Annotated in this window: 24 protein-coding genes and 2 riboswitches; all 24 genes read right to left on the minus strand. The window is 37.2% G+C overall.

Annotation, left to right across the window (positions count from 1 at the left end; translation table 11 throughout):
- Positions 1-54 precede the first annotated feature (54 nt).
- Complete coding sequence (locus HYG86_RS03345; RefSeq protein WP_213167534.1) at positions 55-801, minus strand: AIR synthase related protein; 747 nt, start codon at positions 799-801, stop codon at positions 55-57.
- Positions 802-805: 4 nt separating this feature from the next.
- Entirely contained in the window at positions 806-1,312 is a 507-nt protein-coding gene (locus tag HYG86_RS03350) for an ECF transporter S component (protein ID WP_213167535.1), read from the minus strand.
- Between the two features lies 1 nt (position 1,313).
- Positions 1,314-2,690, minus strand: a complete 1,377-nt coding sequence (locus HYG86_RS03355) for a cobyrinic acid a,c-diamide synthase CobB (RefSeq protein WP_213167536.1) — start codon at positions 2,688-2,690, stop codon at positions 1,314-1,316.
- Positions 2,691-2,805: 115 nt separating this feature from the next.
- A riboswitch (cobalamin riboswitch) is annotated at positions 2,806-2,992 on the minus strand.
- Positions 2,993-3,120: 128 nt separating this feature from the next.
- On the minus strand, positions 3,121-4,893 hold the full coding sequence (locus HYG86_RS03360) for a M3 family oligoendopeptidase (protein WP_213167537.1): 1,773 nt from the start codon (positions 4,891-4,893) through the stop codon (positions 3,121-3,123).
- Positions 4,894-4,957: 64 nt separating this feature from the next.
- On the minus strand, positions 4,958-5,584 hold the full coding sequence (gene thiE, locus HYG86_RS03365) for a thiamine phosphate synthase (protein WP_213167538.1): 627 nt from the start codon (positions 5,582-5,584) through the stop codon (positions 4,958-4,960).
- Positions 5,577-6,395 (minus strand): hydroxyethylthiazole kinase, encoded by an 819-nt coding sequence (gene thiM / locus HYG86_RS03370; RefSeq protein WP_213167539.1) that lies wholly within the window; start codon positions 6,393-6,395, stop codon positions 5,577-5,579. Before thiM ends, thiE begins: the two co-directional genes overlap by 8 nt.
- Positions 6,388-7,194: a bifunctional hydroxymethylpyrimidine kinase/phosphomethylpyrimidine kinase gene (gene thiD / locus HYG86_RS03375; protein WP_213167540.1), complete on the minus strand. Its 807-nt coding sequence runs from the start codon at positions 7,192-7,194 to the stop codon at positions 6,388-6,390. The genes thiM and thiD overlap by 8 nt, the downstream gene beginning before the upstream one ends.
- Positions 7,195-7,219: 25 nt before the next feature.
- Positions 7,220-7,696, minus strand: coding sequence for an energy coupling factor transporter S component ThiW (gene thiW / locus HYG86_RS03380; protein ID WP_213167541.1), 477 nt, complete (start codon positions 7,694-7,696; stop codon positions 7,220-7,222).
- A 112-nt stretch (positions 7,697-7,808) separates the two neighbouring features.
- A riboswitch (TPP riboswitch) is annotated at positions 7,809-7,920 on the minus strand.
- Between the two features lie 741 nt (positions 7,921-8,661).
- Positions 8,662-9,645: a 3-oxoacyl-ACP synthase III family protein gene (locus HYG86_RS03385; protein ID WP_213167542.1), complete on the minus strand. Its 984-nt coding sequence runs from the start codon at positions 9,643-9,645 to the stop codon at positions 8,662-8,664.
- A 125-nt stretch (positions 9,646-9,770) separates the two neighbouring features.
- On the minus strand, positions 9,771-11,093 hold the full coding sequence (locus HYG86_RS03390; RefSeq protein ID WP_213167543.1) for an acetyl-CoA hydrolase/transferase family protein: 1,323 nt from the start codon (positions 11,091-11,093) through the stop codon (positions 9,771-9,773).
- 17 nt (positions 11,094-11,110) lie between these two features.
- Positions 11,111-12,136, minus strand: coding sequence for a 3-oxoacyl-ACP synthase (locus tag HYG86_RS03395; RefSeq protein ID WP_213167544.1), 1,026 nt, complete (start codon positions 12,134-12,136; stop codon positions 11,111-11,113).
- Positions 12,137-12,405: 269 nt separating this feature from the next.
- Positions 12,406-13,194, minus strand: a complete 789-nt coding sequence (locus HYG86_RS03400; protein WP_213167545.1) for an alpha/beta fold hydrolase — start codon at positions 13,192-13,194, stop codon at positions 12,406-12,408.
- A gap of 299 nt (positions 13,195-13,493) precedes the next feature.
- Positions 13,494-14,552: a branched-chain amino acid ABC transporter permease gene (locus HYG86_RS03405; protein ID WP_213167546.1), complete on the minus strand. Its 1,059-nt coding sequence runs from the start codon at positions 14,550-14,552 to the stop codon at positions 13,494-13,496.
- Complete coding sequence (locus tag HYG86_RS03410) at positions 14,552-15,541, minus strand: branched-chain amino acid ABC transporter permease (RefSeq protein ID WP_213167547.1); 990 nt, start codon at positions 15,539-15,541, stop codon at positions 14,552-14,554. The genes HYG86_RS03405 and HYG86_RS03410 overlap by 1 nt, the downstream gene beginning before the upstream one ends.
- A gap of 41 nt (positions 15,542-15,582) precedes the next feature.
- Positions 15,583-16,287, minus strand: coding sequence for an ABC transporter ATP-binding protein (locus tag HYG86_RS03415; RefSeq protein ID WP_213167548.1), 705 nt, complete (start codon positions 16,285-16,287; stop codon positions 15,583-15,585).
- A complete protein-coding gene (locus HYG86_RS03420; RefSeq protein ID WP_213167549.1) occupies positions 16,271-17,041 on the minus strand; it encodes an ABC transporter ATP-binding protein in 771 nt (256 codons plus the stop codon). The genes HYG86_RS03415 and HYG86_RS03420 overlap by 17 nt, the downstream gene beginning before the upstream one ends.
- 41 nt (positions 17,042-17,082) lie before the next feature.
- Positions 17,083-18,291: a substrate-binding domain-containing protein gene (locus HYG86_RS03425; protein ID WP_213167550.1), complete on the minus strand. Its 1,209-nt coding sequence runs from the start codon at positions 18,289-18,291 to the stop codon at positions 17,083-17,085.
- A gap of 71 nt (positions 18,292-18,362) precedes the next feature.
- Positions 18,363-18,980, minus strand: a complete 618-nt coding sequence (locus HYG86_RS03430; RefSeq protein ID WP_213167551.1) for a flavodoxin family protein — start codon at positions 18,978-18,980, stop codon at positions 18,363-18,365.
- A gap of 37 nt (positions 18,981-19,017) precedes the next feature.
- Positions 19,018-20,052, minus strand: a complete 1,035-nt coding sequence (locus tag HYG86_RS03435) for a 3-oxoacyl-ACP synthase (RefSeq protein ID WP_213167552.1) — start codon at positions 20,050-20,052, stop codon at positions 19,018-19,020.
- 78 nt (positions 20,053-20,130) lie between these two features.
- Positions 20,131-20,547: a MaoC family dehydratase gene (locus tag HYG86_RS03440; protein WP_213167553.1), complete on the minus strand. Its 417-nt coding sequence runs from the start codon at positions 20,545-20,547 to the stop codon at positions 20,131-20,133.
- A gap of 304 nt (positions 20,548-20,851) precedes the next feature.
- Positions 20,852-22,279 carry a sigma-54 interaction domain-containing protein gene (locus HYG86_RS03445; protein WP_246451874.1) on the minus strand — a complete coding sequence of 476 codons (1,428 nt, stop codon included), beginning with the start codon at positions 22,277-22,279 and terminating at the stop codon, positions 20,852-20,854.
- A gap of 417 nt (positions 22,280-22,696) precedes the next feature.
- Entirely contained in the window at positions 22,697-23,689 is a 993-nt protein-coding gene (locus tag HYG86_RS03450) for an electron transfer flavoprotein subunit alpha/FixB family protein (RefSeq protein WP_213167554.1), read from the minus strand.
- A 117-nt stretch (positions 23,690-23,806) separates the two neighbouring features.
- Positions 23,807-24,592 (minus strand): electron transfer flavoprotein subunit beta/FixA family protein, encoded by a 786-nt coding sequence (locus tag HYG86_RS03455; RefSeq protein WP_213167555.1) that lies wholly within the window; start codon positions 24,590-24,592, stop codon positions 23,807-23,809.
- A gap of 73 nt (positions 24,593-24,665) precedes the next feature.
- Positions 24,666-25,805 carry an acyl-CoA dehydrogenase gene (locus HYG86_RS03460; protein WP_213167556.1) on the minus strand — a complete coding sequence of 380 codons (1,140 nt, stop codon included), beginning with the start codon at positions 25,803-25,805 and terminating at the stop codon, positions 24,666-24,668.
- Positions 25,806-25,828 lie beyond the last annotated feature (23 nt).

Genomic DNA, 25,828 nt, shown 5'->3' on the forward strand with positions numbered 1-25,828 from the left:
TTTATGAAAAATAAATATTTTCCTTAATCTCAGTCAAAAGTTAGCTTTCTAAGACTAGATGAACCTTCCAAGTATATTAAAGGGTATAGGTATATCTTTACAAACCTCATTTAAATATTGATCTGAGACTGAAAATATGGCACATGTTGCAGGACCAGCAGATTTTTTTAAATCAATTGGTATTTGATTCTCTAAAATGTAAGATAGGTTGTTAGAGCCTGCCATTTCCTCAATTTCATATAGTATACCTTTAGATCCAACTGGTAAAATTTCTTGTACTTTATCATTCTTAGCTAACATGTTTAAAATTGGTATGGATAAGGTTTCCTTCCCTTTATCCAAAGATACTTCTTCACCTACTTTGGGTAAACCAACTACAACTGCTAGGGAACCTTTATTAGTTTTGGGTAATTGCCAAGTCTTTTTGTTTACTGTACCTATAACAGTTAAGCCCATGGCAGTTTGTGAGACAGGAATATTTTCTTCAGTAGTTCCCGTTACAAGTAATTCTTCTTGTTCTTCCATAAGGCTTATGGCCCTTTTTATTCCTTTAAGTATCTCCTTGCCTGCATCATCCATCTCCACAGACAATGTGTTTATCAACGTAACTGGCTTGGCACCTATGGCCAGCAATTCACACAATGCCACATGGGCGGTATAGTACCCAACTAAACTAGGTGGAACTTTGACTAAATCATTTTCCTTATTTCCAATTCCCCCAGATGAATCACAGGAAATAACCAAAAGATCATAGTCGTTTATTGGTACTAAGGTCAGATCTCTAAATTTTCTTCCTCTCACTAATTTATAGCCTTTTGCCCATGGCTTTATGTAGTATAACTGCCAATATAACATTTGCAGCAGATGCCAGTGTAAGGGGAATTACCATAGCGTAAAAAAGTGTCCATCCACTAAATTGCATTGCCAGCAATGTACTGAAATACGCTGCTAAAAGAGTAGACACTGGTCCATTAAATATAATAGCCGTGATACTTGCTAATATATAATTAGATCTTTTATATACCCATCCGAATAAGAACACTGTTACTCCCATAATGGAAGCAATGATCAAGTGCATTGGCAAAGTCATTGGAAACCCGCTTGTGATAGCAGTAAGCAAATGACCTAAAACCCCTACCACAGCACCTAAGCTAGGCCCTAGAAGGATAGCTGCAAAGTAAGCTGGCATGGAGTCAAAAGCTATACTACCTTGTATCTTAAGCAACGCCCCTATGTAAGATAATCCAACAAATATTGCACAGTATGTCATTTGGGTAACACTATTTTTTGAAGTTACTACAGCATTTTTCATTTTATACCACTCCTTTTTTCTTTTTTTGACATGTTTCTAATAACATTTTTAGAAAATCTAAATTGCTATAAAAGTGAATGTGTGGATAACCTGCTAGGGTTTTCTTCTTTACAAGCCCACATTCCCACATTTTCACCTGTTCCCCTTTGTTATTTGTTTTCTTACAGTGGTAAAAGTAACTGGGAATACTATGACTTTCTATACTAGAACGATGAAATTCATGTCCTTTTATAGATACACCTGTTTTTGTAGTTACCTCAGTATATCCAAAACGTTGTAGGGTTTTATTCATCTTTGTTTTTATTGGGAAGAAGTCAACCATATCATTAAAGTTTCCACTTAAATCTTCTATACCTTTGGATAGATAAATTAGACCGCCACATTCTGCATATGTTGGCATTCCTGCTTCAAGTTCATTTTTCAGGGAGTCTCTAAACTCTTTATTTTCCTTAAGTTCCTTTGCAAAAACCTCTGGGAATCCCCCTCCAAGATAGATACCATCTAACCCTTTAGGAACATTTTTATCCCTTAGAGGGCTAAAGTAAACTAAGTTGACTCCCAGCTTCCTTAATAGTTCCAAATTGTCTTCATAGTAAAAGCTGAAAGCCTTATCCTTAGCAACACCTATTGTTAGGTTATCACCATAGGTTTGTAGTTGATCACTGACAATTTTAATACTATCATCAAGTTTGCCACCTGCTTTTGAGATATCTAGCAAAAGATCTAAGTCTATATATTTTTCTATTTCAACTGCCAGCTGATTTACTTTTTCCCTTAGGCTTGGAATCTCTTCTGGAGGTATAAGACCTAAGTGTCTGCTTTTAAGGGTAATATTAAGGGACGATGGTAAAAATCCTATGCATGGGATTTTTACATCCCTCTCTATGACTTCCTTTATCATTTCATAATGGGCTTTTCCAGCCACCTTGTTTACAATGATACCTTTTATATCAACATCTCTATCATAGTGTTTAAACCCCAACACAATAGCTGCAGCACTTGTTGACATGGCACTGGCATCTATCACTAGTATCACAGGTGTTTTTAAAATCTTAGATATGTGTGCTGTGCTTCCCTGGTCCTTTATGCTTCCGAATCCATCATATAGACCCATAACACCTTCAATAATTCCCATATCTTTGTTTTTGATTCCATTTAGAAAGAGGAATTTCACAGTTTCAGAAGTAAGCATCCAGCTATCTAAGTTCTTCGACGGTACATTTGTAACAAAGGAATGAAAACCAGGGTCAATGTAGTCTGGACCCACTTTAAAAGGAGCGATTCTTACCCCTCTTTTAGTTAAGGCTGCCATTATCCCAAGGCTGATTGTGGTTTTTCCAACACCACTTGAAGTGCCTGCTATTATTACCCTATCCATTTTTAACCTCCTTTTTTTGTTCTTTTCACAGGATTTAGTTCAAAAAAATAAAAACACATAGTGGACTATGTGTTTTTTTGTATTAAAAAAACTCACTCACTTCCCACCGAAGCTATGATAACTCTATTTTAAGGCAGGTCTCCTGACTTACAGATCAACTTACTTTCTTCCCCTTCCCGAAAAACCAGTGGTTATGGAAGATTTCATCCCTGAATACAGTAGCGGGGGCTGTAGAGGGTTCTAACCTCTTTCCCTTTTAAGCTTTACTTTGTAGTAAAAGCACCCTAAAATCATATTAAATTTTTAGTTTGTTCCACTCGATTATATATTATACATTTTTCTTTGTCAACTGATAATTCGCAAAATTCCCCATAGATTATTAACATAACCAGTAGACTTCAAATACAAAAGAACCCTTACGGGTTCTTTGTTATTTACTAAGCTTTATAAACTCTTCAATATCCTCTTCAATAAGCTTCAGGGAACTTCTCCAAAAGTCTGGAGTTGTTACGTCAATGCCTATTGTTGCAGCTACTTCTTTGATGGTCATTTTTCCTGTTACTGAAAGCAGTTGATCATATAGTCCAACAAATTCTTCCCCGCGCTTCAGATACTCAGCATATAAGCCTTTTGCAAACAGTAATCCGAATGCATATGGGAAGTTGTAGAAATTTCTACCGGCAGAGTAATAATGTGGCTTGTTCAACCACATGTATGGATGTAATTGATCATGGTCTAATCCACTGCCATAGGCTTGTTTTTGAGCTTCTAGCATAATCTCCTTTAGCTCATTTACAGAAAGGGAATGGTCTTCCCTTATTTTAAATAACTCTGTTTCGAACAAGTATCTACTTAAGATATCCACAATAACCTGCCCTGCTGAGGAAATTTGATCTTCTAAAATAGTAAGTTTCTCTACGTCATTAGCCTGTTTTAGGGCTGCATTCATTACAATTGCTTCATTAAAAATTGAAGCAGTCTCAGCTAATGGCATGGGATAACTGGTGTTTAGTATGCTTTCATCATTTAGACAGTATCCATGGTACGCATGGCCTAATTCGTGGGCCAAGGTGGTTACACTACCAAGACTACCGGAATAGTTAGTAAGAATTCTACTTTCCTTGATAGTCTGTAGATTACTGCAGAAAGCACCACCCCTCTTACCATCTCTTATCTCAGCATCTATCCATTGTTTTTCGAATACTTCATCAGTGAAGTCAGCTAATCTATCACTGAAAGTCTTAAATTGTTTAACTATAAAGGCCCTTGCTTCATCATAGCTATACTCCATGTTTACTTCACCCACTGGGGCAAATAACTCATAAAATGGCAATCCATTATTATGTCCTAGCATTTCACCTTTTCTGCGGAAATATTTATGGAAGCTTGGTAAGCTCTCTTTCATGGCCGTTAGCATAGCATCTAGTGTGTCTTGATCCATACGGGAATCAATAAGGGTTTTTTCCAGTGGAGATTTAAAACCTCTAACTTTTGCAACGGTTATGACTTCACCTTTGATACCGTTAAGTGCCGCTGCAGATGCTTCTTCTATTTTTTTGTAGGAAGCAATTTCAGCATCAAAAGCTGTTTTTCTGACTTCAGGGTCTTTGCTATGGGCCATGTTTCTTACTACAGGTAAAGGCAGACTCTTTTTTTCACCATTTACGTTGATATCAACCAATAAAGTTGAAGATACCTTGTCTTGTAATTTTGACCAGGCTTGTGAGCCAGTGGCAGTCATTTTTGCAAGTAGCACTTCTTCTTTTTCACTTAATAAATATTTGTTACCTTGAGCTATCTCTTCTAAGTAGAATTTATGTTCCTTAAGTACTTCAGAGCCCTCTATGATTTCAGCTAATTTTTCTAGTCCCCCCAGCCACTTTTCAAATTGAACTTGTGCAGCTTTAAGCTCTGTTGATTTAACTTGAAGTTTCTCTAGATAGCCAAGTGCTGTCTCGTCCCTTGCATCTGTACTAGAAGATAAAGAACTAAAGGCGAATAACCTAGAAAATAATTTTCTGTACTGTGTATTGAGCACAATTATTTCTTCTAGTTTTTCTGTGGCATTTTCGTTGTTGACTAACTTCTCAGCAGTCCATTGTTTAATTTTTGTTGTCTCATCATCAAGTCTAGCAAAATCATTGGCAAATTCTTGTGATTCAAAGCCTGGATAAAGAGAATCTAAACTCCAACGCATGTTCATAGTACTAAAACCCCCTTAAATTTTCTACTCTAATAATAATTCGATACCAGAGATATTTATTCCTTTATTTCACAAGATTTTTTTTAAGTTCCTGTGCAGCCTTTTTCACATCATTAGCTGACAATATAGCGGAAACCACTGCTACACCATCGATTCCCGTGCCCTCTAGCTTTTCAATGTTTTCAAGATTTATTCCACCTATCCCTACAACGGGGATGTTCACACTCCTTTTTATCTCTTTTAGCAAATCAAGGGATACACTAACTGTATCTTCTTTTGTACTTGTTGGGAACATGGCCCCTACTCCTAGATAACTGGCTCCTTGCTTCTCAGCTAGCTTTGCTTCCTTTATCGTTCGTGCGGATATGCCGATGATTTTCTCATCTCCTAAAATTTTTCTTGCTTCAGCCATAGGGATATCCTTTTGTCCTAGGTGAACACCTGCGGCACCAACAGTTAAAGCTATGTCAATTCTGTCATTTATGATTAGAGGAATATCATGTCTATCTGTAAGTTCTTTAACTTTAATGGCCATGTTGTAAAATTCCAAGGAAGACATATCTTTCTCCCTTAATTGAACCATACCAACTCCCCCTGCGATGGCTTCCTCTAGGGATGCTAGAAGGTCTTTGCCTTTAAGGGCGTTTCTATCTGTTACTAGGTACACTGAGAAATCGATTTTATTATTCATTCTCAATCTTAGCCACCTTTCTTAATACATTTTCATCTATCTTAGATACCACATCGAAAATCTTTACTTTAAATGATCCCATTCCATCTTCTTGAGCAATATCATGGCAGATGTCTCCAGCCACTCCCATAATTAAAACCCCCAGGGCAGCTGCTTCTATATATTTACTAGTCACAGTTGCAAATGTCCCAATCATGGAGCCTATCATACACCCTGTACCTGTTAATTGTGCTAAGTACTTACTACCATTGGTTATGGTGATAGTTTTTTCTCCAAATGTTATGTAATCAGTGGGGCCTGTTAGCGCAATAACCGTATCTAATTTCATTGATAACTCCCTTAAACTTAAAGGAGTTATCATATCTCCAAGGCCTACATCTACCCCCTTTGATTCTCCACTTAGACCAGCGATAATGCTAATTTCAGATGCGTTACCCTTTATAACTGCCAGCTTATATTCACCAATTATCTTCCTTAAAATCCCTAACCTAAAGCTAGAGACCCCAATACCTACGGGGTCTAAGACTACAGGTATGTTGTTTGCATTGGCGATTTCACAAGCCTTTAGAATAGTCTCTGCTTTTTGTTCGTTTATTGTCCCTAAATTCACAACGAGGGCGTCTGCTCTAGGGAGAATATCATTTATCTCACCTATATAATCAGCCATAATGGGTGAAGCCCCTAATGCTAAGACAATATTGGCACAGTCATTCACTGTAACGTAGTTCGTTAAGTGATGAACTAAAGGCTTTTTCTCCTTTACTTTTTGTAACAGGGTATTGAAGGTATTAAATTGGATGCTGTTACTCATCTAGCATCCCCGCTCCCTTATATAAATTATAGAAATGATGTGTAGGACCCACACCTTTTCCAATTTGAAGGGCATTTTCTATGGCAACTATGATATACTCTTTTGAACCCTTAACAGCATCAATTACACTTAAACCCCTACCAATGTTTGCAGCTATAGCAGAAGATAGTGTGCATCCTGTTCCGTGGGTATTTTTGGTGGGTATTTTCTCACCCTTTAGATAGTGGAATTTCTCTCCATCATAAAGAATATCTGTAGCCTCAGTTTCTAAATGTCCACCTTTAATCAATACATTTTGCGCACCCATGGACTTTATACTTATTGCTGCTTTTTCCATGTCATCAAATTTATCTATCTTAATACCTGTTAGTTCCTCAGCTTCTGGAATGTTTGGTGTCACCACATACGCAAGGGGAACCAGTTCTTCAATAAGTGCTTTTTTTGCTTCTGGTTCAAGTAAATGATAACCACTTTTTGAAATCATCACAGGGTCAATTACAACTTTTTTAAATTTATATTTTTTTAGTTTTTCTGCAATTATCTTAATAATCTCTGTTTGAGATACCATCCCTACCTTTACTGCATCTACCTCAATATCTGTAAATATTGCATCAATTTGTGCTCCTACCACATCTGGCGAAATATTTTCCACTGCGAATACACCTTGAGTATTTTGTGCGGTAACTGCAGTTATCACACTCATACCAAAGGTTCCATGGGCGGAAAATGTCTTTAAATCTGCCTGTATTCCAGCCCCTCCACTACTGTCTGAGCCCGCAATGGTAAGTAAGTTTTTCATTTTACATACCTCCTAAGTACTTATTTTACATTCTATTAAAAATATTAGTTTTGATTATAAGATAACCTATGATTGCACCTACTAAACTACTTGCTAAAAAAGGGATTACAAAAGCAAATGCAGTGGCCCCACTACCCAACATGAACTTTGCAACCGGGAAAGCCAAAATACCACCGATAATTCCTGTACCAAAAACTTCACCACCCAGAGCAGCTAGTTTATTTTTAGAAACTTTATATAACATCCCAGCGGATAGAGCTCCTATGATACTTCCTGGGAAAGCAAGTAATGAACCTAATCCTAGTATGTTTCTAAGTATAGATATTATAGACGCATTAAGTACTGCATATAATGGACCTAGCAAGATGGCAGATAAAATGTTAATGGTGTGTTGAATAGGAAAAGCCCTTGCTACTCCCACAGGAATAGAAATTAGGTGTGCAGTAACCACCCCAATAGCGATAAGTAGTGCCGAAATAATTAGCTTTTTTGTGTTATTCACTTAATCCTTCCTCCCTATGTAGCTGTTGCTACTTATTATATTTTTATAAACAAAAAAGCATGATCCATAAAGGGATTCATGCTCTTAGTATTGTTACAATTGTTATTGTACATACCTTCGGCCTGAACTTCCCTACGCTGGAATTACCCAGATCAGGTTCAAGGTCAAGGACATTATAGGGTCCTTTTCTCAGCCGGCCTCACCCAGCTCCCTTAGATCAGCTATTATTTGCTTATATATCTATATTAGCATAAAAGGGTTTAAAATAGAACTTATAAATTATAATTTTGCGTCGCTATTATCTTCTAGGACCTTCAAAACTAAACCCTTTGCCACAGATCTATATGATCTATATGATCTTAAGGGCAAGGACGAAATTCAACTTCATAGCCACGGATTTTCACTGATTTTCATGGATTTAAATAAAAGGAGAAGCTTCTAGAGAATAGCTAATTTATTATATCTAAAGTTTGCTTTTTATAGTTTGGGCTTTTTAGTGCAAGGTAGTGGTAAAGTCTTTTAATTCTTAGCCACAGATCTACATGATCTACATGATCTCAAAGGCAAGGACGAAATTCAACTTCATAGCCACGGATTTTCAATGATTTTCAACGGATTTCTAAAGGTAAAAGAGAACTTTCTAATGGCTATAGGCTAGTAACTAAAGACTTTTCTTAAGCTTGCTTTTTATAGTGTTGAGCTTTTTAGTGAAAAGTAGTGGTTAAGTGCCTTTGATCTTATTTCATTAAATCCTTAGACACAGATCTTCATGATCTAAATTCTAAAACATTGCCACTAATTATCACTAAAAAACTATACAGTAATTTCACTAAATAACTGATTAGGTCATTTAGTGTTGTTAGTGTTAATTCTTGGCATAGTTCGTAGTGCCATTAGTGGCTTAGTTTTGTAGTATTCTTGGCCTTAAAAAACAATCAAAAAGGAGGAGATTTTCCCCCTCCTTGCTACCATTTATATAGGGCAGCTGCGACTGCGAAACCTACCCCTGATGCTATAAACACTACATTATCACCTTTTTTGATTTTGCCTTCTTTCAATGCCACATCCAGTGCCATGGGTATACATGCAGACCCTGTATATCCGTATTTATCCATTATACATGTTGTCTTTTCCATGGGCAGACCAAGAATAGGCATTACTTCATCTATAACCCATTTGTTAATTTGGGTGAAAAATACATGATCAATATCTTTATATTCCAAACCATTTTCAGCCAATAAATCTTTAATCATAGGTGGCCAAAGTTTAATGTTTCTATCAGGTGGAAGGGGCTGTAAAAACTGAAGCAAATGCTCTTTATTTTCTAGCCTCTGTGGCGTTATAGGGTGTTTAGTTCCACCGGCATAAATACCTAATAAATCATACTGGGTGCCATCAGCAATTAGCTTTGATCCAACAAAACCACCTTGTTCAGTTGTTTTAGAAATAACAACAGCTCCAGCACCGTCTGCAAATATGGGAAACACATTTACATCTGTCTTATCTATAAATTTAGTCATGTTGTATACGCCTATAAGTAGGATATGTTCATATCCGCCACTCATCACCATTCTTGATGCTACATCTAATGCTGAAACAAAGCCAGAACATGATGCATTTAAATCAAAGGTTCCTGCGTTAACTGCCTCTAGCCTTCCTTGTACTACAGAGGACGTTGCAGGGCTAATATACTCAGGCGTATCTGTGGCAACTATGACCAAATTTATATCTTCAGGTTTTAGTCCTGCATCAATGATAGCTTTTTCGCCAGCTTTTTCTGCTAAATCTACACTACTTTCATCATCATTGGTTATATATCTTTGTTTTATCCCCAGCTTACCTTCAAGACTAGGTTTTAGAGGTTGACCTAATAGCTTTTCCATATGTGCGTTTGTTACCAGATTGTCTGGATGGTATAGGCCTGTACCTGTAATCATTGCATAGAACATATTTCACACTTCCTTTCTAGAGCAAACCCTTTGCTACAGATCTAGTCTTTTAACCCCTTTAGCCACAGATCTACTTGATCTTCATGATCCTAATGGGCAAGGACTTCTTAGCCAACCATGTCTCCCTATAATCTCAGTTCTTTTGCTTCTTGTCTCAGTTGGTCCCTGAAGTCTGGATGGGCTATGCTTATAAGAAGGTTTACCCTGTCCCTTATGGATGTACCCCTTAAGTTTACCACCCCATACTCTGTTACCACATAGTCAACATCGTTTCTTGATAAAGAAACAGTAGCACCATGGGTAAGCCTTGTAACAATCTTTGAAACAGTCTTTCTTTGGTCTTGATCACTACCTGGAACTCTTATGTTTGCTGTGGAGTAAAGGGCGATAATTGATTTACCACCAATGGACATTTGTGCTCCAACAGCTGTATCTGACTGGCCTCCAGTTCCACTGAATTGTACATGGCCTATGGATTCTGAACAGCATTGACCTGATAGGTCCATTTCTAATGTTGTATTTATGGAAACCATCTTGTGGTTTTTACCAATAACATAGGGATCATTTACCCAATTTCCATTTAAAATCTGAACAGCTGGATTATCGTTTATAAAGTCATATAACTTCTTAGTACCCAAAGCGAAGGTAGCAATCATTTTTCTTGGCATCAAGGTTTTCTTGCTGCCGTTTATTGCTCCTGCGTTATACAAATCCACCATTCCATCTGTGAACATCTCAGTGTGGATACCTAAGTCCTTTTTATTGACTAGTTCAGATGCCACAGCATTTGGTATGCCACCTATCCCTAGTTGAATCGTTGACCCATCTTCCACAAGTTCTGCAATGTATTTTCCAATGATTTTATCCTTTTCATTTGGTTCAGATACCGGCAGCTCTGGAACTGGGTAGTTTGTCTCTATTACATGATCAATTTCACTTATATGAATTGTGGTGTCACCAAAGGTTTTAGGCATATTAGGATTTACTTCTAGTATAACTAAATCAGCCTTTTCGGCAATCTCTCTCTCATATGTGGAGCTTAGAGACAAAGATAGGTATCCATGCTTATCCATTGGTGAAGCTGTACCCACTAGTATATTACATTTTTTGTGCTGAACTCTTTTTGTTCCAGCAAAGTGCAAGTGGTTAGGAATAAACGTTGCACGACCGTCCTTATGAGCATTTCTAATGGCTGGGGTGTAAAACCAACCTTCTAGTAAAAAGCTATCACTATAGGACTCATTTGTGAAGTACTCATAGTTAGCCATGGGCAGACAAGTGGAAACAGTAACATCCTTTACTCTGTCTGCAATTAAATGTAGTTTAGATAAAAATTCCCTTGGCTCAGCTGCAGCTAGGGCAGAGATTATATGGTCACCTGTATTAACTTTACTTAATGCTTCTTCTACGCCAATAAGCTTGTTTTTATATATTTCCTGAACATTCATTTTAGCTACCTCCCCTATTAACTTATCTGTCCCCATTTGATTACATTGGCAGCCCAGGCATATCCAATACCTGCGGCTATCATGGAAATTACCGTCCCGTCTATTACTTTACCTTGATCTAGAGCTAAATGTAGTGAAAGAATCTGATCTACTTGCCCCATATGACCATAATCCTTTAAATATATAGACTGGTCTTCATTTAGTCCAAGGAATTCAACCATATACTTGTGTTGAGAATACTTAAAATGAAGAACGGCTAAATAGCCCAAATCCTCTTTAGGTACACCGGATTTTTCAAAGGCCCTATCTATACAATGAATCCAGTTTGACATGGAAACCTCATTTAACCTGTCTTTCATGTGTCTTTCATCAAATAGTCGAAGAGACTTATATGCAATATCCACATTTTCTTTTGTTATAGGGTTACATGTACCTCCAAACTCAACACCAGCATCCCTTGAAAGGGATCCATCAGTCATAATATGAGTTCCTAGCAATTCATTTTTACCATAATTTTTTTTCAAAATTATAGCCCCACCACCTGCTGAAAGGTTGTACATCATGGACATGGACTTATCTGTGTAATCAACGAAATCTCCATTGCGATAACCACCAACTACCATAGCACAATTCAAATCATCATCGGCTAGCATCATATCCTTGGCCATTTTTAATGCTGCAACAGTTGTACAACACCTTTGTTGCACATCAATAGCCCAAGCATTTGTGGCACCAATTTTCTCTTGGATATATATCCCTGATGTTGTTAAAGGGTATTCCTTCCATTCCTCACCCATACATATTATCAAATCAATTTCCTTGGGGTCTATGCCTGTATTTTTAATAGCATCCAGTCCAGCTTTTACACCCATTTCTTGTGTACCATCATCGTCACCGGGAATAGGCTTTTCAACAATACCTAATTTTGTTATAACTGCTTCCTCTGCCCAAACTCCTAATGTTGCATCTGCTATCTCTTTTGCAGTCATCCTTTTTTCAGGTATATATATTCCTGTCCCCACTATACCTACGTGTTTTCTCATTATTCCATCCTCCCTAACGTTAATTAAGCTTTTTTACATAGATTAACCTTATGGGTAAAAACCCTTATATTTTCCATTGAGTCCTAGTTTTTTGATAAATTGAAACCAAAATATTCAGTTCTCAGCTTTGGACTCATAATTTCCGTAATAATTGTATCTACTTTCTTTTGTAAGTAAATCAACAACGCTTTAATAACTCAAAAATTTGAGTGTGCCATGCAGCCTAGGAGAGCAGACTGCATGGACTTTAGGAGGTAAATGAAACGATGTTATTCTAAAAACTCTATGATGAGCTTATTAGCAATTTGAGGTTGCTCCATGAAGAAAACGTGACCTGCGTCATTAATGATCTCAACTTTAGAGCATGGTATTTTTTGTTTTAAAAGCCTTGCATTCTCATGGGGGACTACCCTATCTCCTTTGCCTGCTAGGATAAGGGTTTCACTCTTTATTTTATCTACTCTTTCTTCACAGTCGAAAGATGCACCTGCCATAAGCTGGCGGTTGTAAGCATACTTTGGTTGGGGATTGTTCATTTTCTCTTCCATTATTTTAGTAAGTACTTCAGCTTGTATTTTATCTTTATCAAGGGCTGTACCAATGGCATCTTTTATCTCTTCAACTGACTTATACTGGCCCCCGCCTTTTAACATAATATTTAAGGTGTCCTGAGGAATTGGAACACTGTTTGGTCCACCGAATGATGTTGAACAAAGGATTAGCTTATCAACCATGCAAGGGTATTTCAACGCGAACTCTTGGGCGATAAAACCACCCATGGATACACCTAAAACATGGGCCTTTTTTATTTCTAGCTTTGATAAAAGATCTGCTAAATCATCTGCAAATAGCTCTATGGAATACTCCATATCAGGTTTGTCAGTTTCACCTACACCCCTATTATCAAATATAATAACTTTAAACTTTTTAGAAAGCTCTTCAACTTGTTTATACCACATCCAAGAAGAGTAGCCCAAGCCTTCTATTAAAACTAAAGGCTTACCTTCACCATGTATCTCGTAATACATCTCTATATCGTTTATTTTTATCTTAGCCATCTTACACACCACCTTTATATCTTTTTATTTGCAACATTTATGCCAACTTATAAAAGCATAAAAACATCGAATAGAAGCCCTATTTACACGTAGCTATTGATAGACAATACAGGGTAGTGACCAAAAAACGTACATTTTTCATGATTCTAACATAAATCAAAGTGTTCAAAAATTGTACATGTTCTAATAAAAGTACAGTGGCACATGACTTTGATGTAAATAAAAAAGCCAGGTAAGCCTGGCTCTTATATGGGGGATTGTTGTTAAATGGAATGAGTTTCTTAAATCTAAATCAAGGCTTATGATTCTACTTTAGGACCAATCTTGTCCTTTACTTTAGCTTTAATATCATCAAAGTTATCTTTTAGTTTATTGATACCTCCAATTATCCCTGAAGGCATGAACATAACTAAGAGAACATAAATAGTACCTATGAAAATCATTGGAAATCTTAATATTTGATAACCCATGGATGAGTTTAAATCTAAAAGGAAATTCTGAATCCAGGTGATAAACGCACTACCTATTATAGCTCCATAAAGGGTTCCAGTACCCCCAACCAATGTCATTAGTAGAGCGTTGATGGTATATTGTAGGCTTAGATAATCAGTATTTGCAAATCGTACAATTACTGAAAAGAATACCCCAGCCATACCAGACGCCACTGATGAAACTAAAAGGGCAATGGTTTTATACTTAATAGTATCGTAGCCCAAAAACCTTGCTCTTTGTTCATTTTCCCTTATGGAAAGCAAAACTTTACCAGTAGGGGATTGAACAAATTTACGAAGAATTATAGTCATGACAATCAAAAAGATCAGTGCGAAATAGTAGCCACCTATACGTGTTGTAAATAGTGGTTGCAATGCTACCCGAGATGTACTAAGTGGTAGCCCATCTTGACCTCCAGTAACACCTCTCCATCTTTCAGCAATATTTCTAACTATTTCACCCACTGCCAAAGTTATCATTGCCGCAGCAACTACACCACCGGCTTTAAAAACTATCTTGCTCATTAAAAATCCACCAATAAGTGAGTATATCACTATAAACAAAAGGGCTAGTATGAAAAATGTTAAATCGTTTTGCATGTTTAGGAATATAACTCCTATATACACACCACTACCAAAAAAGATAGCCTGGCCTAGATTGATAAATCCAGTATAACCCCTTAAAATATCATAACTCATACCATAAACAGCCAGTATAAATATTCTACTAAACATTATTAGTTGAGAGTTCCTTAAAAAGTGAGGCAGTATGAAAAATAGTAACAATGTTAATGCGAGACCAATGGTTTTAGAAAGGGTTGTTTTATTAGAACCTAAGTGTTTAATAAAGTTTGGTTTAGTCTCCATTATTTACTCACCGCCGTTCCAAATAATCCTTCAGGTTTAAATATTAGTACTAAGGCCATAACCAGTACATTGGCTACAACTGCAAATGCAGGAGCAAACATTGCTACAGCTACTCCCATTAGCCCAATAAATACACTTGCCATAGCTGTGCCATAGAAGTTTCCTAGTCCACCTATAATAACAACTATAAAAGCAAGAATTTGATTATTCATTCCAACTGTAGAAACAACATTACCTACAAATGGCATGTAAAGTGCTCCACCAATACCTGCTAAAGCTGCTCCGAACGCAAATACAAAAGTAAAATATTTTTTAATATTTATACCAATAGCCTGTACGTGGTCTGGACTTTGTAGCCCAGCCCTTATAACCATACCTATTTTGGATTTAGATAGAATCCTATGGATAACAAGTGCTACTATTAAACCCACAACAATCAAAAAAACATTATAGTGAACTATTCTAGCGTTGCCCAGCCTAGTAACACCATCTAAAAATGGTGGTCTGTTTATTGCAAAGGGGCTTGGTCCCCAGATTAGTCGTACTAGATCTGTAAATACTAATTGCAACCCTAAAGTTATAAGAATCTGTGCTGGTGCATTAGAGTACACTTTGTTTATAAACAATCTTTCAAATATATAGCCCATAAGAAAAACTACTGCAACTGCAATGATTACGCTAAAAATAAATATATATAGTTCTTTGTAAAATGGTAATGTGGCACCACCAGGTATTTCCATGGAAGTAATGTTTAATATCCCTCCATAGCTACCCATCTCCCTTGCTTCAGGAAAACTCCTTAAGATAACCTGGGCTCTAATGGTATAGTATGACCATACGTAGGTGTATCCTCCCCAAAGGAATAGTGTTCCATGGGCGAAATTTATTACTCCCATAAAACCTAATATTATAGATAGCCCCGATGCCATTAGAAATATTAATGCGCCTTGTGCAAGCCCGTTAATTAATAAAGTGACTAAAGTATCCATGGTATCCTCCTTTTAAAAATTTAGCATCATATTTGTTTGGTTTAAATACCCAAGTGCTTTGCTTGAAGCTCTTTATCTTTGATTAAATCAGATACTTTTCCGTTTTCTACAGTTTTTCCTTCATTAATTATATAGTACCGCTCTCCAACGGCACAGGCTAAGGCAAAGTTTTGCTCCACTAACAGAACCGTTGTTTCTTTTTTTATATCATTTAGCGCCATGGCTAGTCTTTCAATAACCACTGGTGCTAGACCTTTACTTGGTTCATCTATAAAAAGAATCTTGTTTTTATTAACCAATGCCCTGCCTATGGATAGCATTTGTCTTTGTCCACCACTTAGTGTTTTCGCAAGCCTTTTATAAGCAATCTTTAAATCTGGAAAAAGATCTAAAACATAATCCCGCCTTGCAAAAGTGTCAGCATCTTCCTTCCACATTGCCAGCCTTAAATTCTCTTCAATGGTAAGCAAATCAAAAATTCCATAGTCTTCAGGAACATATCCTATCCCTTGTTTTTGTATCTCGTAGGTTGGCATTCCAACAAGATTCTTGCCATCTAATTCAATGGTACCACTTCTTGTTTGCACTAATCCCATTACTGTTTTTAGAAAAGTTGTTTTTCCTGCTCCATTTCTACCTAGTATTACTACGGCCTCACCTTGGCTAACCTCCAGGGACACTCCTTGAAGAATTGTATAAGGCCCAATATAAGATACTAAATCTTCAGTTTTAAGAAGAGATTTCATTTAGTACTCCTCCTCCCAAGTATGCTGCAAGGACTTCTGGATTTTTAGATACAGCTTCTGGATCGCCGTCTGCTAAAACAGAACCATTTGCCAAAATTACCAATCTATCAGACAATTTCTTAACCATATCCATTTTATGTTCTATGAGCACAATAGTTGTTCCAAGTGCATGGGTCTTTGTTATAATGTCAATCATTGTAGGTACTTCTTCTATGGCCATACCAGCAGTTGGCTCATCTAGCAGTAGTACTTTAGGATCTAACGCCAAAGCCATACCTAACTCTAGCTTTCTTTGTTCTCCGTGGGTTAGATCAGACGCCAAAGAGTTTTTTCTATCTAATAGTAAAACTCTTTCTAGTATTTCTTCTGTTCTCTCATTAACATTTGAAAATTTATCAAAGTTAGTTAAAAGCTTAAAGCCAACTTTATAATGGGATTGAGCAGCTAAACGAACATTTTCATATGCTGTAAGTTTCGGAAAAACGTTTGTTAGCTGGAAAGATCTCCCCACACCAATTGCTACTCTTTTAGTTGGGGACAGACTTGTTATGTCTGTCCCATCAAAGAAAATTTTCCCGGTAGTTGGGGTAAGGAGTCCACTGATTAAATTGAAAAAGGTTGTTTTCCCTGCACCGTTTGGACCCAATATGGTAGTAAGTTTGCCTTTTTCTATCTCCAAACTAACATTTGATACTGCCTTATGGGCACCAAAGCTGATGCCGAGATTCTCTGTTTTTAATATTATCTCTGACATGTTCTACATCCTTCCCCTATGTGAGATTATATTACCTTTACTTATCTTGGGTGTGTAACTTGAATTGCGTCTTCTACCTCTGCGTGTGGAATAACTCTTACTAATTCTGGAACTATATGATCTACGCCATCCACTCTAGTGAACTTAATTTCAAATAGGTGTTGTTGTGCTTGATGGTCTTCTTCTCTAAAGTATCTCATACCTGTTGGAGAATCAAATTCCATACCTCTAAGTATAGCAATTAATTCTTCTGCATCGGTAGATCCTTCTGATTCTTGTATTGCTTTAACCATTGCCATTGCTGTTGCCATACCACCTGAAACAAAAATATCTGGTACTGTGCCGTATTCTTCTTGATGACGGTTAATTAGCCATTCATTTACAGGGTTCTTTGCAACGCCATGGTAGTATACTGTAAATCCTACTCCACCTTCAATGTCTAGCATACCCCTTAGACCAGCTAACTCTGGTGCTCCTGTTGTTACAGTTTTTTCTTCAAATAAACCAAGGTCTTGCATTTGTCTCCATGGGTTATTTGCTCCAGCCCAGATTACGAAAACATAATCGGCGTCAGAGTTTAATATTCGAGTGATGTAAGGAGTAAAATCTGTAGCATCAGCAGGAGGGTATTCTTCCATGATTAGTTCTCCACCCCTTGCTTCTAAAACTTTTTTAAATGGTTCAACACTGGCGTGTCCGAAGGCTGAGTCAGGTGCGAAAGTAGCAACCTTTGCTCCTGGATCGTTGTTTAAGATAACAGCTGCCATGGCAGCAGCATCTTGAGCTGTGTTCCTTGCTGCACGGAAGATATATCTATTTCCTACTGTACCAGTTAAAAAGTCTGCAGCAGCAGGCTCTATGAAGAAGATTCTTTCGTACTCTTCAGCCAAACCTAAAATAGCAGCAGCATCAGCAGATGATGCAGGTCCTACTATAAAGTCTACTTCATCGTCATCTAACAATTTGATAGCTCTTTCCCTTGCTACCTCAGGAACAGTTGTGGTATCTTCCCATATTACTTTTAGTTCTCTACCAGCAACTTCCATTGTTCCATCAGTTGCATATTCTAGTCCTAACATAAATCCCCTTTGCATTTGCTCACCGTAATCCATCAATGCACCACTTAGAGAAGTTAATCCACCAATTAAAATTGGGCCATCTTCTTCTCTACCAGATTCTGAATTACATCCAGCAAATACCACTGTTGCCATTAACAAAATAAGTGTTAACGATATGATCTTTTTCTTCAAAATCAACATCCCCTTTTTTTTGATTTATATTTATAACCATTTAAGGTTACAACCTTAGTTAGTTGTACAGATTATTTCTTAAGTTGTTTTATAACGTGGGCCATGTTTTCAGCTAGATGCTGCATAATACTCTCCCCTTCTAAATCCTCGTGGGCATCAACAGCACCGCCCTTACCTGCCACTCCCACGTTCCAGTAGTGTGAACCTATAACCATTAGGTCATTGACTGTCATCCAAAGCAGTAGCTCGGCAAATGTAAAGTTTTGACCAGCTCTCCTAGCTACAGTTATTGGAGCTGCCACCTTCCCAGAGAAGGCTGTTCCCTTCCACTGATAGTTCTCTGACTTATCTTTCATGTCGTTATTTATCCATCGTCCTAGAAAACCAGCTCTATCAAGGAGTGCCTTAACCAATGCTGTAGAAGAAGAATTATATACAGGAGAACCTATTAATATGCCATCAGCTTCTAACATCTTATTAAACACTTCGTCAAAATCATCTTTAGGTAGTGTACATTTTTTTGCTTCGATACACCCATAACACCCTGTACAGTGGTGTATTTTTTTATCCCTAAGTGTAATTAGCTCTGTTTGTATACCATGTTTTTCTAGCTCATTTAAAGTGAATTGAGTGTAGTATTCAGTGTTGCTCTTTACCCGGGGACTACCCACTATTCCTACAACCTTCAATATACCACCTCCTTCAAATAACCTTATTGGGTAAGTATTATTTACCCCATCTTAGGATAGAGCAGCCAAAGGCGTAACCAGTACCAGCACCAAGTAAGGCCACAATGGAGCCATATTTTATCTTACCTTGATTTACACCGTGCTGTAGGGCTATTAATTGATCAGCATGTCCGCAGTGTCCATCATCACATAAGTAAACTGTTTTTTCTTTATCAATACCCAGCTCCGCCATTATGGCGTAGTGAGCTTTAGGGTTCATATGATTTATCCCTATATAATCTATATCCTTTTCCTGAAGACCCGATGCCTTTAGGGCCTTTCTAACTACACCTATAAATGCTGGGATAGATTTTTCACCTAACCTTTTTTTCATTCCTTCTGGATCAGTTAGGGTGATTAGCTTTGCTTTTTTAAGCTTTTCAGGGTCCTCAGCTATCTCTTGGGTGATAGGGTGAAGGGTACCTCCAAACTTTCCTATAACGTCATCACAGAAAACATGTTCTGTGATGATTCCACTTCCTAGCAACTCATTTTCTATGTGATCTCTTTTTAAAAGTATTGCAAACCCAGCTGGAGACATATCAAACATAAAGGATTGAGAGGGTTCCTCATAATCAATTAAATAAGCGTTTGTATTACCGCCTGCAATTAACACAGTATTTAAACTTTCGTCGGCATACATCATATCTTTAGCCACCTTTAAAGCCAAGGGAGTTCCAGCACATCTGAAAGATAAATCCCATGCATATGCATTGTCTGCGCCTATCTCATTTTGAATTTTTATGGCCACTGTCCAACATACATACTCAGCATAGGTTTCTCCTGCGTAAAGTATCATATTAATTTTTTTAGGATCAACATTAGTTTTTTCAAGTAAGGATTTTGCTGCCTTTGTTGCCATCATACCAGCATGATCCTCAGGGCCACCTACGTACTTCCTATTGATACCTAACTTATTTCGCAAGATATCGGGACTTATATTAACTTGTTTTGAAAGTTCCTCAGCAGAAATGGTCTGCTCGGGCAAGTAAATGGAGTAGTCCATTATACCTACTCTAAAGTCATGTCCCATAGTTGAAACCTCCTTTATTAATTCTTTCATCCATTTACAAAATCCTTTATTTTGTTATATACGGTATTATATTCCACTTTATTTAGGAGGCATTACAGAAGCAACACCATCAAGAACCATATCACCTTTTTGATTTGTGCAGGTAGTTCTTAGCTTTATTCGGTTTTTTTCCTCAATAATCTCAATAACTTCAACTTCTGCTTTTACTGTATCCCCTATTAATACTGGCGCTGTAAATTTAAGTTCTTGGCCAAGGTAAATGGTTCCACATCCAGGAAGCTTCATACCAAGAACTGCTGATATAAGACCTGCCGTTAGCATACCATGGGCAATCCTAGTCTTAAAAAAGGTATTTTTAGCATGTTCTTCATTTATATGTGCAGGGTTCAAATCACCTGTTATTCCTGCGTATAGATAAACATCTGTTTCTGAAATTGTTTTCTCTACAAAAGCTTTGTCCCCAATTTTTAGTTCTTTAATAGTTAGACCTTTCATTATAAAACTCCCTCCACAACTTTGATTTGCTATTATTAAATGCAAGTGTCGTGCCAAAAAAAATATTAATTTGTCTTATGATAGTTTTGCAACACCTTTTATGTGTGTTAGTACAATGTTTTATTAGATTTTAGTACACACTTATTTTTTATATTTAGATACGTTAAATCCATTAGAATATAAAACTTGTAATCATAAAAAAGACCGATAATGTACAATTAATGTACATTATCGGTCTTAGTTAGTAGATTTCGCCTATTTAATTGTTTAAAATGCGGACACGTGTCCATTATCCAGACATTTTTTATTCTAAGCCATACTTTTCTATTTTATCATATAAACTTGAGCGACTTATGTTTAAAAGTTTTGCCGTTTTAAGCTTGTTACCTTCAGTATATTCTAAACATCTTGCTATAGCTTCCTTTTCAGTGTCCTCTATGACATCCTTAAGAGTTCTTATTGGCCCTTTAGCAACCTTTTTGGTATTTTGAGTGATATAAACTGGCAAATGTACAGGCAATATAGAATCCGATTCTGTTAAATTGATTGCCCTTTCCAAAACGTTTTCCAGTTCCCTTACATTACCTGGCCAGTTATGGCCTCTTATATATTCCATGGCATTTACAGAAATCTTACTTACATATTTACCCATCTGACTTGATAGTTTCCTAAGCAAACTATAGGATAAGCCTTCCACATCGTTATCCCTTTCCTGTAGAGAGGGAATCTCTATGCTCATAACATTCAGCCTATAGTACAAGTCCTCCCTAAATTCACCTTTTTGAACAAGTTCTTTTAGATCTTGGTTGGTGGCTGCAATAACTCTAATATCGATTTTAGTGGTTTTATTGCTACCTACCCTTTCAACTTCTTTTTCTTGTAGTATTCGTAAAAGTTTAGCCTGCATCTTAATTGGCATATCACCAATTTCATCAAGGAAGATACTTCCTCCATTGGAAAGTTCGAACTTACCGATTTTTCCACCTTTTTTTGCCCCTGTAAATGCGCCTTCCTCGTAACCAAATAGTTCTGATTCAAGAAGTTCTGCAGGTATGGCAGCACAATTTACCTTTACAAAAGGATTATGGTTACGATTACTACCACTATGTATTGCATGGGCAAAAAGCTCTTTACCAGTACCACTTTTTCCCAATAAAAGTACGTTGGAATTACTTTGGGCAGCTCTTCTTGCCATGTATTTTGCTTGAACCATCCTCTCGCTCTCGCCTATAATGTTGTCCCAAGAGTACTTGGCACCTTGCATTTCTTTTAATTGGTTTTTGTAGAGGGAAAGCTCCGATTCTAAAAGTTTATTTTTTTGTATAATATCTTTGAATTCTTCTACATTTTGAAAAAGCACCATCCCAAACCCATAAAGAACCTCGCCTTGATCATCTAGTATGGGAATCCGATGCACAATGGCTGTGTGTCCATTTTCGAATTTGTGCTTCCATGCAATTTCAGATTTCTTATTTTTGAATACGTAAGGGAAGCGTGAGTACTTATCTACTTTCTGAACTTCTTCACCGATGATTTCACTTTTCGGGTGTCCTAAAAAATCGGCAAATACCTGGTTGATCATTATTACCCTAGTATCTTTTCCTACTAAGATGATGGGTACAGGTATTGGGTCAAAAATCCTATTCAGCATAGAAACCATGGTTTCACCAGATGCTTGTAACTCATTTAGCACCATATCTTGTAAATTTTTTCCCTTGATTAAATCATTCATTATGGAAAGACACCCCCACTTAATCTTCTAATTATATTATAACTGATAATTTAATATAGTAAATGAGTATTTGGTTCATGCTATAAGTTTTTGAGGGTTAGAGGTTAGGGTTAGAGGTTAGGGTTAGGAGTTAGGAGTTAGGGGAAAAAACAAGCCATGAGCAAAACCCATGGCCTTCATACCTCTTATCTCTTATCTATTATCTATTACCTATTCTCTATTCTCTATTCTCTATTCTCTATTCTCTATTCTCTATTACCTATCATCTATTATCTATTATCTCTTATCTATTATCTATTATCTCTTATCTATTATCTATTATCTATTACCTATTATCTATTATCTATTATCTATTATCTATTATCTATTATCTATTATCTATTATCTATTATCTATTATCTATTATCTATTATCTATCTAAGCTAATTCTTGCAATAACGCTGGGATGATTTTGTTTGCATCCCCCACTATTCCTAGATCTGCTACATCAAAGATCGGTGCATCTGGGTTTGAGTTTATGGCAATTATGAACTCCGCTTCTTCCATACCTGCCACATGCTGTATAGCACCAGAGATCCCTGCTGCTATATATAAATTTGGTCTTACAGTCTTACCCGTCTGCCCAACCTGAATGCTTTTATCTACCCAGCCTGCGTCAACGGCAGCCCTTGATGCAGATGTTAATCCATTTAGTCTATGGGCCAATCTTCCTAAAGCCTCAAAACCATCCTTAGCCCCTATTCCTCTGCCACCTGAAATCAGCACATCAGCATCTTCTATCTTGATTTTCCCCTTTTTCTCCACTACTTCTTCTACTATTTCCACATTCACATCCATTTCATCAATTTCTGCTTCAATTATACTTACTTCACCTGTCCTACTTATATCCTTATTATGAAGCACCATAACACCAGGTCTCACAGAGGACATCTGAGGTCTATGTTCTGGGCAAATGATTGTTGCCATTATATTTCCTCCAAAGGCAGGTCTTGTCATTAGGAGATTGTTTGTTTGTGGGTCAATATCAAGGATTGTACAATCTGCCGTAAGTCCAGTTTTCACCCTAGCTGCAACCCTAGGAGCTAGGTCTCTCCCTATTGTTGTAGCACCTATTAGCATTATTTCAGGTTTTCCTTCAATAATTGCACTGGATAAAATCTTAGTGTATGGCTCTGTAATATACTTCTCTAACCTTTTATTTTCAAAACCCTTTACCATATCCGCCCCGTAGTGAATAAGTTCATTTGCTAATCCCTCAACTTCAGCTCCTAAAATCACTGCAGTTACTTTTCCCCCTATTTTATCTGCTATTTCCCTTGCCTTACATATTAATTCCAAAGACACCTTTTGTATAGTTCCATTCCTTTGTTCAACGAAAACCCAAACACCTTTATATTCATTTAAACTCATCTTTCTCCCTCCAATTTATATAACAAATTTCAAGTTGTAGACAAACCTTAGACAAAGTCATTGTACCGAATGGCATATTAAAAAGCAGCACAATTAGACTTTGTTATCAATCTATATTTATATAATAAATTTTTCCCTTAGACGTTCTGCTATAAGTTTAGCTGCTTCATTAGGGGAGAGGTCTTGGAAAATCTCACCCTTTCCCTTAACTCCCTTAGTAAATGACTTTTTCACCTTCGTTGGTGAGCCTTTTAAACCTATGTTTGCCAGGTCAACTTCTATATCACCTAAATTCCAACGAATAATTTCTTTTTCCCTAAATGCATCGAAAACACCACCAACAGACATATATCTAGGCTCATTCATTTCCTTTAAAGTGGTTATTAAACAGGGTGTGGAAACCCTAATCCACTGGAAGCTATCCTCAAAAATCCTTTTTACCAAAAGCTTATGGCCCTCTAGCTTTAAATCCTCAACATAACTTACCTGAGTTAACTTAAGGTGCTCAGCAATCTGCGGTCCCACTTGGGCAGTATCACCATCTATAGCTTGACGTCCAGCGATTATCAAATCAAAGTCTAATTTCCTAATGGCTGCAGCTAATGTTTGTGATGTAGCCCAGGTATCTGCACCAGCAAAAGCTCTATCCGTTAGAAGTATTCCCCTATCTGCACCCATGGCCAGGGCCTCTCTCAAAGCATTTTCAGCTTGGAGTGGCCCCATGGTAAGAACAGTAATTTCTCCTCCAACCTTTTCCTTTATTCTAATTGCTGCCTCCAACCCACTTTTATCATCTGGATTTATTATACTTGGCACACCGTCCCGTATAAGTGTACCGGTCTTTGGATCAAGTCTAACTTCAGTTGTATCTGGCACTTGTTTAATACAAACAACTATTTTCATATGTTATCTCCTCCTTAAATCTTTATCAATACAAATTAATTCCGTACCTATTACGCCCTTAAAACAAAATTCTCTACTTCAACAAGTTCGCAGCAATAACCATGCGTTGCACTTCTGACGTCCCCTCATATATCTCAGTGATTTTTGCATCTCTCATCATTCTTTCAATAGGATATTCCCTAGTGTAGCCATACCCACCATGTAATTGAACCCCTTGAGTTGTAACTTCCATGGCTGTTTCTGAGGCATAAAGCTTTGCCATGGCAGCCTCTTTACTATATGGCAGCTTACTATCTTTGTTAATAGCCGCTTTGTATACCAATAGCCTAGATGCCTCTGTTTTTGTTTCCATTTCAGCAAGTCTAAATTGGGTGTTTTGGAACAAGCTTAATGGTTTGCCAAACTGTTTCCTTTCCTTAACATACTTTACTGTTTCATCTATTGCCCCCTGGGCAATCCCTAAGGCTTGGGCGGCGATCCCAATCCTACCACCATCTAATGTTTTCATGGCGATTTTATAACCTTGCCCCTCTTTGCCCAAAAGGTTTTCCTTTGGAATTCTACAGTTTTCAAAAATAAGTTCACATGTTGCAGAACCCTTGATACCTAGCTTCTTCTCTTTTTTACCCACAGTAAAACCTTCGGTGGTGGCTTCCACTATAAAAGCTGATATACCACGGGTGCCTTGGGTCTTATCTGTCATAGCCATAATAATATAGATATCTGCGTAACCTGCATTGGTTATAAATATCTTGTTACCATTTAAGATATAGTGATCTTTTTCTAATATGGCAGTTGTTTGTTGATTACCTGCATCTGTTCCAGCATTAGCCTCTGTAAGACCAAAGGCACCTAATTTACTTCCCTTTGCCAATGGGACTAAGTACTTCATTTTTTGCTGGTCAGTTCCAAACTCATATATGGGGCTTGCACATAAGGATGTATGAGCTGACACAATAACCCCTGTAGTTGCACAAACCTTAGATAATTCCTCAACAGCCATGGCATAAGCTAAATTATCTCCCCCTTGACCGCCATACTCTTTAGGAAATGGAATACCAAGAAAGCCATATTTAGCAAGTTTCTCAACTGTCTCCACTGGAAACTCTTCCTTTTCATCGAGATCTTGAGCCAGGGGCCTTACCTCTTTTTCAGCAAACTCCTTATACAACTTTTGTACCATTTCGTGTTCCTTTGAAAAACTAAAATTCATTTCTTTTTCCTCCTTATTTGTGA

It is taken from the genome of Alkalicella caledoniensis (genome assembly GCF_014467015.1).
Classification (GTDB): Bacteria; Bacillota; Proteinivoracia; order Proteinivoracales; family Proteinivoracaceae; genus Alkalicella; species Alkalicella caledoniensis.